Genomic DNA, 13,437 nt, shown 5'->3' with positions numbered 1-13,437 from the left:
CCACACAGCACCAGGGGAGAACCAAATGACCGCCCAGAACAACACCTTCCAGAACGACGAGTGTCGCGACCAAGCTGACCAGGCCGCGGCCGAGACCGACCCGCTGGGTCCGATCGCCATGCCCACCCGCCTTCGGATCGGCGCTCGGGCGCTGGCGCTGAGCGGCGTGGTCGGATTGTCGGCCATCGCCGTCGCCCTCGGAACGTGTGATCCCAGCACCTTTCCCACCTCGACGATCAGTAACCAGTAATCGACCTGTTCCAGCGAGCGTTTGAACCACCCTGGTCGGCCGGGTGCTCACCCGGCCGACCTCGCCGAAGACGCTGCGCTATCAGCAATCCGTCATTACAGTGGCTCCCATGCAGACCCGTTCGCCCAGGGTGGTCGGCAGGAACCAGGAGATCGACCAGCTCCTTCAGCTACTGATCACGACACGCGCCGGGCACGGGGGTGCGGTCTTCCTGGTCGGTGAACCGGGAATCGGCAAGAGTCGCCTCGCCTCGCTCACGACGGCACACGCACTCGACGATCAGATGGCCTCGCTGCGCGGACGGGTCGGCGCCTTGGGAACGAGCGTGGCCTTCCGCCCTTTCACCGAAGCGTTGCTGGCATTGATACGCCGCGGCGAGATGCCCGCGCCGGACAGCCTCGGCCCGTACCGGCAGGTGCTCGGCCGGCTGATCCCGGACTGGGACGACGGCACCGCCCATGACGCTGCCGCCTCGCCGGTAGTGCTCGGCGAGGCGATCCTCCGTCTGCTCGCGGTAGTCGGCCGCGGTTGCGGCTGCCTCCTGGTCCTCGAGGATCTGCACGACGCGGACCCGGAGACGATGGCTGTGGTGGAATACCTGCTCGACAACCTCGAGGACCAGCCGATCGCCCTGGTCGCGACGATGCGTCCGGACCACTGTCAGGCCACGGAGCTGGCGCGAATCGCCGCACAACGCGGTTCGGCGAGCGTCCTCGAACTGCAGCCACTCCAGCCGGGCGAGGTCGTCGAGCTCGCGGCTGCCTGCCTCGAGATACCGGCCGACGGTCTGCCGGCGGAGTTGTGTGAACGCCTGTGGCAGGACAGCGCCGGTGTCCCGTTCATCGTCGAGGAGCTGCTGCAGGAAGCCACCCGGTCGGGGCAGCTCCTGGCCAGGCCGGACGGTAGCCTCCAGGTGATCGACGGACTGCGAACCAATGTGCCGGCCGCAGTGGTCCGGAGCATCACGAGCCGCACCGGCCAACTCGGCAGCGAGTCTCGCGACATTCTCGTTCTGGCCGCGGTGATCGGACACCGGTTTCCGCTCAGCGTCGTCCGTCAAGCCACCGGTACCGACGAACGGTTGCTGCTGGCCACTCTTCGGGCGGGTGTGGCCGCGCAGTTGGTCGGGCCGGACGAGCCGGTTCCGGACTGGTACGCGTTCTGCCATCCGCTGACCGCGGACGCGCTGCTGGCCGGCTTGACGCCGACCGAGCGCGCCGAGCTGGCCCGGCGCTGCGCGGACGCCATCGAGGAACTTCATCCCGGTCTGCCCGGCGAGTGGTGCCCGATGGTGGCCGAGCTGGCCGAGACCGGCGGCGACCTGAGCCGGGCGGGCCGGCTGTTTGCCTTGACCGGTCGGCGGTCGTTCGACGAAGGCTCCACCAGCTCTGCGGTCAAACTCCTCGGTCGCGCGAACACGCTGCTGACCGCGGACGCCGATCTCGAGCGGCGCGCCGAGGTGCTGGGGCTGCTGCTGGTGGCGTCGCGAACGGTCGGGCAGTTCGACGAGCTCGCCGTTCACGCGGCCGCGGTCGACGACATGTCCGACCGGAACCTCGACCGCCGCAAGCTGGCCGGGCTGCACGTCCAGCTGGCCTTCGCCGAGCACGCGGCCGGTCATCGAACGCCTGCGTGGACACATCTGACCGAGGCGCGGTCGCTGCTCGGCAGGGAGGCGGACCCCGCCGATACGGCGCCGGTCGACATTCTGGCGGCGTATCTCGAGCTGGCCCGGACGCATCCCGATCGTTTGCGGACCGGCACCGAACTGGCCACGCGGGCCGCCGCTGCCGCCGAGCAGGCCGACCTGCCAGAGGTGGCGTGTGAGGCGTTCCAGATGCTCGGGGTGCTGGCTCGCGAACGGGATCTCGACGAGTCGATCGACTACTTCCAGCGCGCTCGCCAGGTGGCCGAAGAACACGGTATGGCCCTGCAACGGGTCATGTCGCATTTCTACCAGGGCGGCAGCATCTGTCTGGCCACCGGCAGTGTCGTCGAGTTGGAGCGGGCTCGTCAGCAGGCATTGCGGATCGGCGCGATCACGGTCGTCTACGACATCGACTGCATCCTCGCCCTGCAGGCGGTTCTGCGCGCGGAGTACAGTCTCGCGGCCACGGCCGTCGACGAGGGTTTCCAGATGACCCGCCGGCTGCGGCTCAACGGCACCGCGACATTCTTCCTGGCCTACAAGGCGATCCTCGAAGCCCATCGGGGCCGCCGGACCGCGATGGAGCAGACCTTCAACGAGGCAACCGGCTTGGGCGGCGACAACACGCCGTACGAACTGCCGGTCTCGTACGGGCTCGGCCGGACCTTCTGCGCGTTGCTGGAGGAGAACCGTGAGCTCGCGGAGGCCGACATGGCTCAGGCGCTCGCCTACGACGCGCAGAATCCGACCATGTTCCACACCTCAGGCAAGAACGGTCTCGCACTCCTGCTCGGCGTGCTCGCAGGGCGGAACAGTTGGCCGCATTTCGAGGTTGTGACCGCTACGGCCGCGAGTGGGATGCGGTGGAACAAGCAGTTCGTGCAGATGGCGCACGCGATTCTCCTCGGCCGCGATGGGCAGGTCGACGAGGCCGGCGCCAAGATGACGGAGGCACTCGAAACCTCCTCGCTGTATCCGATGGCGCGGCATCTCGGGATGCGGCTGGTGGCTGAGTCGGCTCATGCGGATGGGTGGGGGGATCCGGTCGGGTGGTTGCGGCAGGCTGAGGAGTATTTTCACGGGGCTGGGATTCAGCCGGTGTCGAGTGCTTGCCGGAGTTTGTTGCGGCAGTTGGGGGCTACCGTGTCGCAGCGGCGGTCGGGGAGTGATTTGGTGCCGGCGGATTTGCGGCGGTTGGGGATTACCACGCGGGAGTACGAGGTGTGCCGGTTGCTGGTGGATCGGATCGGGAACAAGTCGATCGCGTCGCGGTTGCACATCTCGCCGCGGACGGTGGAGAAGCATGTGGCCAGCCTGATGACGAAGACCCAACAGCCCGACCGGGAGGCGTTGAGCAGTTTTGCGCGGACCGTGCTGCAAGACTGACCCCGGAACGTAATTTATGAACGCTCGCTTTGTATATAGAGTGGGCGAGTGGCAGGCAAGGGGTCGGACATGAGCAAGGGAACGGTCGGCGGCGGCGGTACGACGATGCTGCGGCGGATCAACGTCGCCGCGGTGCTGGACGCGGTTCGCCGGTCCGCGCCCGCGCCGTTGCGGGTGGCCGAGCTGGTCGAGCGGACGGGATTGGCCAGGCCGACCGTTGCGCAGGCTGTTGACGAGCTGCTGGATGCGGGGTGGTTGCAGCAGCACGGGCCGGATTCGGCGGATCGGTCGCTGGGGCGGCCGGCGATCCGGGTGTCGTTGCGGGGGCGGGCGGCGCCGGTGCTTGGGCTGGATGTGGGTCCGCACCGGGTGACTGTGGGGGTTTCCGATCTGGCCGGTCGAAAGCTTTCGCTGGTACGGCGTTCTGGTCCGGGCTGGACTGCTCAGGAGCTGCTCGGGGTCATCAGCGAGGTGATCACCGAGGCGCTCGCGGAGGCCGAGGTGCCGGCGGATGACATTGCCGCGGCTGTCGCGGCGAGTCCGGGCATCGTGGATGAGCACACCGGCAGGGTTCAGCTGGTTCCGAGTGTGCCGGGCTGGTCGGCGATCGACCTGATCAAGCACGTGCGCAGCCTGCTCGACTGCCCGGTCATCCTCGACAATGACGCGAACCTGGCCGCTTTGGCCATCGCGGCGGCTCGGGGTGGGACGGGGACGCTGCTCGCGGTTCAGTGGGGTGAGCGGCTCGGCGCCGGCATCGTGATCGACGGGCGCCTGCACCGCGGTACCGGGGCGGCCGGTGAGATCGGCTTCATCGCGACTGCACCGGATGATGTCATCAACCCCGAGGACAGCCGGGGGCCGTTGGAGCGCGCAGTGGGCTCCGAGGCGATCGCCACCCTTGGCCGCCAGGCCGCGCTGGACAACCCGGACTCCCGACTGGCCGAGCTGGGCGGTGACCAGCTCGACACCGCCGACGTCTTCGCTGCCGCGGCCGAGCGTGATCCCGTGGCTCAGGCGGTCGTGCAGCAGGTTGCGCGAGACTTCGCCCGCGCGCTGGCGCCCGCCGTACTGGTGCTGGACCCGACGGCTGTGGTGATCGGTGGCGGTGTGGCCCGCGCTGGTGCGGTGCTGCTGGACGCGATCTCCGACCAGCTGCGGCTGCTCACGCTGAACCACCCGAAGCTGGAGCTGTCCGCCCTGGCCGAGGACGCGGTCGTGACGGGCGCCATGCGAATGGCGCTCGACGAGGTTTGGCAGCGCAAGCTGCCGACCCCCACGCTGACGAGCACGACCTAACCGCGAACCGCCTCGGCGATGGCGTCGGGGCGGTCGAGATGGACGAGGTGCGCGGAGTCGGTCAGTACGTCGACCGTTCCGGACAAGGCCGCGGCCAATTCACGCTGTCCAGCCAGCCAGGTGTCAGCCCCCGCCCGCGAGCTACCACCGGTTGCCACGAGCAACCGAGTCGGTACGCCGCTTGCCGGAAGCAACTTGCTGACCTCACGAGCGGTAGTCCAGCTGGACGTGAGCTCGACCCAGAAGCGTTGCCAGGAACGAGAATCGCCGTACCGCGCACGCACTGTTGCCTTTGACAACGGATCGCGCTTACTCACGCTACCGACACGCACCATCGAACGCCGGACCAGTGGGCCGACGAGTCGCGGGAGCCCCACGAGGCCGTAGAAACTCAGGACCGCGCGGACCACTCGCTCCGCACCGGTTCCGGGATAGAGCCAGCGACGACCGTCTTCCGAAGGCAGGGTGGTGTCGACCAGAACCAGCCGAGCGACCTCCTGCGGCCGGGTCAGTGCCCAGCGCATCGCCGCCAGCCCGCCGATCGAGTGCCCGATCAATCCGATCGCGACACCGGAAGGAGCCCCGACCGCAGCCCGCAGTACGTCGGGGTCGGAGTTCACCGGGGTTTGCCACGGGTCGATCACGTGCAGCTCGACACCCGGTAGCAACGCGCGGAGGCCGTCGAACTCCTCGGCGGTCTCGGCCATCCCCGGCAACACGATCCAAGTGGTCATCGCTGGAAACCTCGCTTCAAGGCGGGAAGCAACACCCCCAGCAGAACACACACGAGCAAGATCGCGACCCGCTGCAGGACGCCCGGCGGGTGCAGATCATCACCGCTGAGCACCTCCAGCCCGGTCTCGAGCCCGAGCCAGGTGTTCGTCACGAAGACGGCTCCAGCCAGTACGGCGACCGCCCGGCCCCACGCGCCGCCCCACCCGATCCGGCGCAGCACCAGGACGGCGAAGACGCCGATGGCCATGGTCCCGAGCCCCGCCAGCGTCGATGTGACCTCGTGCACCACCAGATCCGCGCCCTCATGCCCGCGTTCCTCCGCGAGCCGGCAGGCCTCGCTGGCCGACGGAGCACAGTCCATCGGGAAGAACGAGTCGAACAACGTGCCGATCCCGAAGACCGCCGTACTGATCATCAAGCCCTTGACGTCCCGATGCATCCGCGCTGCCGGCCGGGCCAGGATCGCGGCGACCAGGACCAGCACGCTCGCCCCGAGGTCCATCGCCCGCGCATACGGGCTGGTCGACTGATCTCGTGCGCCCAGCTCACTGAGGAACGAGGTGTGGATGTTCAGCGGATAGCCGGCGGCGGCCTCCAGCAGCAGGCTGCAGTAGAGGATTCCCGCGGCGATCATCAGGTTCCTGGTCAGGCGGTACGGGAACCCCTTGGGTACGGCGAGCATGGCGGTAAGCCTCGCATACCGGCCAAGGCGTTGGCTGTCGCGGCAGGTATACCCAGAAGGTGGAGCTAGCACGACCGAAAGTTAGTCCTGGGGAGTGGGATGATCGCAAGGTGGTGTCTGAACAAGCGAAGGTGATTCCGGCGTGGCAGCACCGCGCTGCGGTGTGGGTCGGGCGGATCGTGATGCTCGCCGCGGTGTGGTCGTTCCTTGCGATTGTGTTGCATCTGTTCGCCCCGGCGTACGTGAGACGGGTCGACCAGGCGTTCGACTTCTTCGGGATTCCGGCCGGGCACACGTTCTTCCCGGCCGTCTACCTGGCGGTCGTCGGCAGCGCACTGCTGCGCGGGAAACGCGCGGCGCTGCTCTGGGTGCTCTGGGTGTTCGAGGGGCTGTGGCTGCTCGGGCTGATCGCGTACGTCGCCTTTGGCAGCGTGCAGCTGAACAACCCGGAGACCGCCCTGGTCGACGACCTGGACCGGATCACCATCCAGAAGCTCGAGTTCGGCATCCTGCAGGTTGTCGTGGTGAGCGCGCTGATCGTGCTGCTGTGGAAGATCCGCGGCGCGTTCCCGGCGCGGCTGGCCCCCGGTAGCCGACGGCTCGCCATCGGCGCCCTGATCACCGGCATGCTGATCTCGGTTGCCGTCAGCATCTCGCTGACCCAGGTCTTCCCGAACACGCTGACCGGCCAGCGGCAGAAGATCGGCTGGGCGGTCGTGGCCGCGTTCGGTCAGCAGCACAGCAAACTCGACGGACACAAGGGACACACCTGGGTCGGCCTGGTCGTCAGCGCGATCTCGGCCGCGTCGCTGGTGATCGCCTTCGCGATCTTCCTCCGGTCCGCGCGCCGGGTCCGATACCTCACGCAGCCCGAGGAGCTCGGCGTACGGCGGTTGCTGCTCGAGAGCGGTGAGCGGGACTCCCTCGGGTACTTCGCGACTCGCCGGGACAAGGCGGTCATCTTCTCCGCGGCCGGCGACTCGGCGATCGCCTATCGGGTGGTCAACGGGGTCAGTCTGGCCAGCGGTGATCCCCTCGGCGAACCAGCGGCCTGGCCCGGGGCGATCGAGGCCTGGACCGCGGAGGCCCGCCTGTACGGGTGGTCGCCAGCGGTCCTGTCCGCCAGCGAGGAGGCCGCCCGGGCGTACGTCGACGCCGGGTTGCGGGCGCTCGCGATGGGCGACGAGGCGATCATCGATGTCGCCGACTTCAGTCTTGAGGGCCGCACGATGCGTCCGGTTCGGCAGGCGGTGACGCGGGCCCAGCGGGCCGGTTACCGCGCCGAGGTGGTTCGGCACGGCGACCTGTCCCCCGAGGCTCTGGCGAGCTATGTCGAGCTGGCCGAGAAGTGGCGCGGTGCCCAAACGGAGCGTGGGTTCTCGATGGCGCTGGGCCGGCTGGGCGATCCGGCCGACGCGCGCTGCGTGATGGTGATCGCGCGGGACTCCGATGGCAAGGTCCGCGGTCTGTTGTCCTTCGTGCCCTGGGGTGTGCGCGGTGTCTCACTCGACCTGATGCGCCGCGATCCGGAGTCCGTGAACGGTCTGATGGAGTTCATGGTCACGTCGCTGGTGGAGGCCTGCGGGGACCTCGGTCTGCACCGGATCTCGCTGAACTTCGCCATGTTCCGCGAGATCTTCAGCGACGCCGAGCGCGTCGGTGCAGGCCCGGTGCTGCGACTCACGAACGCATTGCTCACCGCCGCCTCCCGCTTCTGGCAGCTAGAGAGCCTCTACCAGTCCAACGAGAAGTATCTGCCGCGCTGGTCACCACGATTGATCTGCTACGCCCGCGGTGCCTCGCTGGCCCAGGTGCTGCTGGCGGCCGGTACGGCGGAGGGCTTCCTCCCCGCGCCTCGGCCGTGGACTCGTGTCGACCGGGTGACCGGTGGCGAGCGGCACGCGATCCAGGCCGGCGACGGCGACCAGTTCGCGGCGACGGTTCGCGAGCAGGAGGAACACCTGCTGCGGCCGGCGCTTCCGGAGCGCAAACTCACCGAGCAGGAGCAGATCCGCCGTACGAAGCTGGTCGGACTTGTTGCCGCAGGCATCGATCCGTACCCGGTCACGGTGTTGCGGACGGAGACGATCGAGCGGATCCGCGAGCTGCACCAGAACCTGCCCGCCGATCACCGCACCGGCGAGACGGTCTCCGTGACCGGCCGCGTACTGCGGATGCGGGACCACGGCGGTCTGTCGTTCGCCCAACTGCAGGACGGGCTGGTCCAGCTGCAGGTGATGTTGTCGGCCGATGCGTGCAGCGAGGCGGCGCTCGATCACTGGCGGCGGCTCGTGGACATCGGCGACCACGTCAGCGTCACCGGCGAGGTCGTGACGAGCAAGCGCGGTGAGCTGTCCATCGCAGCCACCGAGTGGATGATGGCGGCCAAGTGCCTGCACCCGTTGCCGGACAAGCGGAAGGGGTTCACCGACCCCGAAGCCCGGGTCCGGCAGCGGCACATCGACCTGGTGATGAACCCGGACTCGCTGCGGATGATGCGGCACCGCAGCGCCGCCGTACGGGCGATGCGGAACGGGTTCGAGACACGTGGGTTCATCGAGGTCGAGACGCCGATGCTGCAGGCGGTGCACGGTGGCGCGAACGCGCGGCCGTTCCAGACGCACATCAACGCCTATGACACCGATCTGTTCCTGCGGATCGCGCCGGAGCTGTTCCTGAAGCGGCTCAGCGTGGGTGGGCTCGGCAAGATCTTCGAGCTGAACCGCAACTTCCGCAACGAGGGTGCGGACGCAACGCACAACCCGGAGTTCACGTCGGTCGAGGCCTACCAGCCGTACGCCGACTATCACGTGATGCGCGAGTTGACCCGGGAGCTGCTGATCGAGGCGGCGACCGCGGTCTTCGGCAAGCCGGTGGTGCAGCGGCCGGACGGCGAGATCGACATCTCGGGTGACTGGCCGGTGATCAGTGTGCACGACGCGGTCGGCCGCGCGGCCGGCGTACCGATTGATCCCGGCACCTCGGTGGAGACGCTGCGGGAGCTGTGCGTCAAGCACGGTGTGCACACGACGTTCGAGCTGAGCGCGGGTGAGCTGGTCCTCGAGCTGTACGACGAGCTTGTCGAACCGCACACCACGTTGCCGACGTTCTACACCGACTTCCCGCTCGAGACCTCACCGCTGACCCGGACACACCGGACCGAGCCCCGGCTCGCCGAACGCTGGGACCTGGTCGCCTTCGGGGCCGAGATCGGTACGGCGTACTCGGAGCTCGTCGACCCGGTCGAGCAGCGGCGGCGGCTCACCGAGCAGTCGCTGAAGGCCGCGGCCGGTGATCCCGAGGCGATGTCACTGGACGAGGACTTCCTGAGTGCGCTCGAGTACGCGATGCCGCCGACCGGTGGGCTGGGGATCGGGGTCGACCGGGTGATGATGATGCTGACCGGGCAGAACATCCGCTCGACGCTCGCGTTCCCCTTCGTCAGGCCGGCTTCGCGAGATTCTTAACACTGCGCTGGGTCGTCTCCAGTTGGTCGGCCCCGTAGCCTGGAGCAGGGCGCGGGGTTGGGGCTACTGGGGCGGGGTTGATGAGGCAGGTTGCGGTAAGTGGGGCGCTGCTGTGCGTGCTGGTGGGGTGTGCGGCGCCATTGGTCGATGGTGGCTCGGAGCCGACACCGAGCGGTGGGACGGCTGTTGCTGCGCCCTCGGGACCACAGGGACCGTTGGGTCAGGCGGCCTATCAGGGTGAGTTGGCCAAGGCTGACAAGTCGTTGGCGACGAGCTTGAGGGCGCTGGCTGGGGCCCAGACGGCCGAGGGGCTGGCCCAGGCGATGGGTGACGTGTCGAAGGCGCTGAACACCGCCTCCGGGAAGCTGGCCGCATTGACGGTGGAGGGGCGACTGACCGCCGTACATCAGTTGCTGCAGGACCGGATCGGGGTGGCGGCGTACAAGCTGTCCGATCCGGAGCAGGCCGAGCTCGACGCGCGGTGCGGCGGTGGGCCGTACACGTCGCAGAAGGTCCAGCGACAGTTGCGGACCGACCTCGCGCCGGCGCTGGCGGCGCTGACGAAGCTCAAGCTCGCCTTCGGGCGTACGCTCCCGGACCCGGGACCGGCTCCGAAGGTGGTCCGACCGGAGAGCGGCGAGACCGTCGTACGGCGTGGGGACGCCGGGATCGGGCGGTTGTCGATCACCAACGGTACGGCGAAGGATGTCGTGATCTCGGTGGTCACGGACGGGAAGCCACCGCGGGAACCGCACGTGATGACGTACATCCGGGCCGGGAAGTCGGCCGCGATCACGCGGATCGGCGGGCCGTATCACCTGTACTACAAGAGTGGTGCGGACTGGAGTTCCTCGCGGCGTCAGTTCGCGATCGGCTGCTCGTTCCTGAAGTTCGACCAGGCGTTCGGTGCGGACAAGGCGTGGAAGATCAATCTCCGCCCGACAGTCACCGGGAACGCATCGACGAGTGAGGTCGAAGCTTACTGAGGTTATGTGACATCGACCATGTCACGATGACAGAACGCCGTACCGGGGTCACGATGAGGTCATGAGTGCAACCGCGAGCGTCACCGTGGCCGGGGTTCCTGGGGTCGAGGTCGCCTACTACCGCAAGGGCTCGGGCGACCCGCTCGTGCTGCTGCACGGCATCGGCCACCACTGGCAGGCCTTCGACCCGATCGTCGACCAGCTCGCGGAACACCACGACGTGATCGCCCTCGACTTCCCCGGTTTCGGCGAATCCCCCGACGTACCGCTGGGTGTTCCGAACGAGCTCGACAGCTTCGCCTACACCGTCGATGCCCTCTGCAAGGCCCTCGACCTCGACCAGCCGCACGTCGTCGGCAACTCCCTCGGCGGCCTGGTCTCCCTCCGCCTCGGCCAACTCGGCCTGGCCCGCACGGTCACCGCGCTCTCCCCGGCCGGCTTCTGGTCACCCCGCGAGAACCGCTGGGCGGTCGGCGTACTCACCAACCTCCGCCGCATCGCCCGTCGTACGCCGGAACCCACCGTCCAGCGCCTGTCCCGCACCCCCGCCGGCCGCCGCGTCCTCACCGGCACCATCTACCACCGCCCGGCGCTGCGCGCCCCCGAAGCAGTAGTCGCCGAATCCCGCGCCCTCCGCGACTGCGTAGCCTTCGACCGCGTCCTTACCCACGCCCGCCGCGGCACCACCTTCGAAGGCGACGTCCCCGACGTCCCCGTCACCATCGCCTGGGGCACCCACGACCGAATCCTCCTCCCGATCCAAGCCGCCCGAGCCCACCTCCAACTCCCCCAAGCCCGGATGATCCCCCTCCTCAACTGCGGCCACGTCCCCATGAACGACGCCCCAGCCCTGGTAGCCGGCACCATCCTGGAAACCACGCAGGCCTGACCTGCACAACGACAGGAGGTAGATCCTCCGTCGGACAGGACGTATACGTCTGCTGGGCCCCCGGACTGCTGACGGCGGGCGTGGTGGCGACGTCTGATTGCCGTATACGTCCTGTGCTTAGGAGGATGCTCAGCACTCGATGACGTTGACGGCTAGGCCGCCTCGGGAGGTCTCCTTGTACTTGATCTTCATGTCGGCGCCGGTTTCGCGCATGGTTTTGATGACCTTGTCGAGGGTGACTACGTGGACGCCGTCGCCGTGCATTGCCATCCGGGCGGCGTTGATGGCCTTGACCGCGGCCATGGCGTTGCGTTCGATGCAGGGGATCTGGACGAGGCCGCCGACCGGGTCGCAGGTCAGGCCCAGGTTGTGTTCCATGGCGATCTCGGCTGCGTTCTCGACCTGTTCGGGGGTGCCGCCGAGGAGTTCGCACAGGCCGGCTGCGGCCATTGAGCAGGCGGAGCCGACTTCGCCCTGGCAGCCGACCTCGGCGCCGGAGATTGAGGCGTTCTCCTTGTACAGAACGCCGATTGCCGCGGCGACCAGCAGGAACCGTACGGCGCCGTCGTCGTTCGCGCCGGGGATGAACCGCCGGTAGTAGTGCAGTACGGCGGGAATGATGCCCGCGGCACCATTTGTCGGGGCGGTGACGATGCGGCCGCCGGAGGCGTTCTGCTCGTTGACGGCGAGGGCGAACAGGTTGACCCAGTCCATCACCTTCAGCGGGTCGACCGACCACGGGTCGCGGGTCAGTTTGTCGTGCAGGGCGTGCGCCCGGCGCGGGACCTTCAGGCCGCCGGGCAGGACGCCCTCGGTCTCGCAGCCCTCCTTGACGCAGTCCTGCATGACCTGCCAGATCTTGAGCAGGCCGCTGTGGATCTCGTCCTCGGTCCGCCAAGCCAGCTCGTTGGCGAGCATCACGTCGCCGATCGACAACCCGGACTCGCGGCAACGATCCAGCAGCTCGGCACCGGTCAGGAACGGGTACTTCAGGACCGTGCTGTCCGGCACGATCCGGTCGCCGGCCGCGGCGTTCTCGTCGACCACGAAACCGCCGCCGACCGAGTAGTACGTGCGCTCCCGCAGTACGGCGCCGTCCGCCCCGCGGGCCAGGAAGGTCATCCCGTTCGGGTGGTACGGAAGGGCTTTGCGGCGATGCATGATCAGGTCGGTGTTCTCGTCGAACGCGATCTGGTGGGTCCCGGCCAGCCGCAGCCGGCCGAGCTCGCGGATCGTCTCGACCCGAGCGTCGACGGAGTGCGTGGCAACGGTCTCGGGGTCTTCACCCTCGAGGCCGAGCAGCACCGCCTTGTTACTGCCGTGGCCGTGCCCGGTCGCACCGAGCGAGCCGAACAGCTGCGATTCGACCCGGGCCGTCGCGGTCAACAGACCGGCGTCCTGCAGGCCGAGCACGAACGTGCGGGCCGCACGCATCGGTCCCACGGTATGTGAGCTCGACGGGCCGATCCCGATACTGAACAGGTCGAAGACACTGATCGCCATGCTGGAGGTCCCTTCCGGTCGTCGTTGACCGAGAGTGGTGTCCTCCCCACTCTGTTGGGCTGCTGCCTTTCAGAGGTGCCTCGCCCGTGCGGTGAAGGTGCCTGAGAGATTCTTGGGGAGAGTTGCTCCTACGGCGCCCGGCTCACTGGCCCGGGTCTCTCCCGCACGGGTTCATGCGGCTGTTGAGTTAGCTTCCGGACGCGACGGTACGGCGGCCTGCTGGCTGCCGTCAATCCGGCCGGTCCGCACTGCCCAGATCTCGAAGAACCAGGTGAACAGCGGCGGAACACTCGCGGCCAGCGCGGCCAGGGTGACCGGCCACGACCAGCGCAGCGGGCCGCGGACGAGCAGCACGGTCACGACGTACGCGACGAAGATGCCGCCGTGGATCGGGCCGAAGATCTTCACCCCGATCTCGTTGTCGGACAGCACGTACTTGAACAGCATGCCGATCAACAGGCCGGTCCACGAGATCGCCTCGGTGATCGCCACTGCCCGGAACCACCGTGAGTGTGTCATCGCGCCCGACCCTAACAAGTCCCCCAAGCCCGCCCCGGGGTGGTCTAAGGGCTGCTCCCCGATGTGCGGCAGC

General features: G+C 68.2%; 10 protein-coding genes and 1 riboswitch. Of the genes, 6 read left to right on the top strand and 4 right to left on the bottom strand.

The window, feature by feature from the left end:
• The first annotated feature begins 25 nt into the window (after positions 1-25).
• From ACFTSF_RS33420 to ACFTSF_RS33410, 3 genes are all read left to right on the top strand, one after another.
• A complete protein-coding gene (locus tag ACFTSF_RS33420; protein WP_380158599.1) occupies positions 26-250 on the top strand; it encodes a hypothetical protein in 225 nt (74 codons plus the stop codon).
• Positions 251-359: 109 nt separating this feature from the next.
• Positions 360-3,284 carry an AAA family ATPase gene (locus tag ACFTSF_RS33415; protein WP_380158597.1) on the top strand — a complete coding sequence of 975 codons (2,925 nt, stop codon included), beginning with the start codon at positions 360-362 and terminating at the stop codon, positions 3,282-3,284.
• A 69-nt stretch (positions 3,285-3,353) separates the two neighbouring features.
• Positions 3,354-4,583 carry an ROK family transcriptional regulator gene (locus ACFTSF_RS33410; RefSeq protein ID WP_238176458.1) on the top strand — a complete coding sequence of 410 codons (1,230 nt, stop codon included), beginning with the start codon at positions 3,354-3,356 and terminating at the stop codon, positions 4,581-4,583.
• On the opposite strand, the gene ACFTSF_RS33405 is transcribed toward ACFTSF_RS33410, so the two are convergent.
• Together ACFTSF_RS33405 and ACFTSF_RS33400 are read right to left on the bottom strand one after the other, a co-directional pair.
• Positions 4,580-5,317: an alpha/beta fold hydrolase gene (locus tag ACFTSF_RS33405; protein ID WP_380158596.1), complete on the bottom strand. Its 738-nt coding sequence runs from the start codon at positions 5,315-5,317 to the stop codon at positions 4,580-4,582. The genes ACFTSF_RS33410 and ACFTSF_RS33405 overlap by 4 nt on opposite strands.
• Positions 5,314-6,000 carry a DUF998 domain-containing protein gene (locus tag ACFTSF_RS33400; RefSeq protein ID WP_344149808.1) on the bottom strand — a complete coding sequence of 229 codons (687 nt, stop codon included), beginning with the start codon at positions 5,998-6,000 and terminating at the stop codon, positions 5,314-5,316. The genes ACFTSF_RS33405 and ACFTSF_RS33400 overlap by 4 nt, the downstream gene beginning before the upstream one ends.
• A gap of 110 nt (positions 6,001-6,110) precedes the next feature.
• On the opposite strand from ACFTSF_RS33400, the gene lysX reads away from it, so the two are divergent.
• The 3 genes from lysX (at position 6,111) to ACFTSF_RS33385 (ending at position 11,342) form a co-directional block, all read left to right on the top strand.
• Positions 6,111-9,467, top strand: a complete 3,357-nt coding sequence (lysX, locus tag ACFTSF_RS33395) for a bifunctional lysylphosphatidylglycerol synthetase/lysine--tRNA ligase LysX (protein WP_380158594.1) — start codon at positions 6,111-6,113, stop codon at positions 9,465-9,467.
• Between the two features lie 80 nt (positions 9,468-9,547).
• A complete protein-coding gene (locus ACFTSF_RS33390; protein WP_380158593.1) occupies positions 9,548-10,453 on the top strand; it encodes a hypothetical protein in 906 nt (301 codons plus the stop codon).
• Positions 10,454-10,514: 61 nt separating this feature from the next.
• On the top strand, positions 10,515-11,342 hold the full coding sequence (locus ACFTSF_RS33385; RefSeq protein WP_380158592.1) for an alpha/beta fold hydrolase: 828 nt from the start codon (positions 10,515-10,517) through the stop codon (positions 11,340-11,342).
• 129 nt (positions 11,343-11,471) lie between these two features.
• Here the strand turns inward: ACFTSF_RS33385 and ACFTSF_RS33380 are convergent, their stop codons facing one another.
• A complete protein-coding gene (locus tag ACFTSF_RS33380) occupies positions 11,472-12,845 on the bottom strand; it encodes an L-serine ammonia-lyase (RefSeq protein WP_380158590.1) in 1,374 nt (457 codons plus the stop codon).
• A gap of 79 nt (positions 12,846-12,924) precedes the next feature.
• Positions 12,925-13,019, bottom strand: a riboswitch (glycine riboswitch).
• Positions 13,017-13,364: a DUF3817 domain-containing protein gene (locus tag ACFTSF_RS33375; RefSeq protein ID WP_380158588.1), complete on the bottom strand. Its 348-nt coding sequence runs from the start codon at positions 13,362-13,364 to the stop codon at positions 13,017-13,019. Its footprint overlaps the riboswitch before it by 3 nt.
• Between the last annotated feature and the right edge of the window lie 73 nt (positions 13,365-13,437).

The sequence above is a fragment of the Kribbella sp. NPDC056951 genome (assembly GCF_042674205.1).
Classification (GTDB): domain Bacteria; phylum Actinomycetota; class Actinomycetes; order Propionibacteriales; family Kribbellaceae; genus Kribbella; species Kribbella yunnanensis.
This window is presented reverse-complemented; position numbering and strand designations above follow the sequence as displayed.

Excerpts from the sequence above, each read along its gene's own strand:
- ACFTSF_RS33420 (WP_380158599.1), top strand. The coding sequence starts at position 26 with ATGACCGCCCAGAACAACACCTTCCAGAACGACGAGTGTCGCGACCAA.
- ACFTSF_RS33415 (WP_380158597.1), top strand. The coding sequence starts at position 360 with ATGCAGACCCGTTCGCCCAGGGTGGTCGGCAGGAACCAGGAGATCGAC.
- ACFTSF_RS33410 (WP_238176458.1), top strand. The coding sequence starts at position 3,354 with ATGAGCAAGGGAACGGTCGGCGGCGGCGGTACGACGATGCTGCGGCGG.
- ACFTSF_RS33405 (WP_380158596.1), bottom strand. The coding sequence starts at position 5,317 with ATGACCACTTGGATCGTGTTGCCGGGGATGGCCGAGACCGCCGAGGAG.
- ACFTSF_RS33400 (WP_344149808.1), bottom strand. The coding sequence starts at position 6,000 with ATGCTCGCCGTACCCAAGGGGTTCCCGTACCGCCTGACCAGGAACCTG.
- ACFTSF_RS33390 (WP_380158593.1), top strand. The coding sequence starts at position 9,548 with ATGAGGCAGGTTGCGGTAAGTGGGGCGCTGCTGTGCGTGCTGGTGGGG.
- ACFTSF_RS33385 (WP_380158592.1), top strand. The coding sequence starts at position 10,515 with ATGAGTGCAACCGCGAGCGTCACCGTGGCCGGGGTTCCTGGGGTCGAG.
- ACFTSF_RS33380 (WP_380158590.1), bottom strand. The coding sequence starts at position 12,845 with ATGGCGATCAGTGTCTTCGACCTGTTCAGTATCGGGATCGGCCCGTCG.
- ACFTSF_RS33375 (WP_380158588.1), bottom strand. The coding sequence starts at position 13,364 with ATGACACACTCACGGTGGTTCCGGGCAGTGGCGATCACCGAGGCGATC.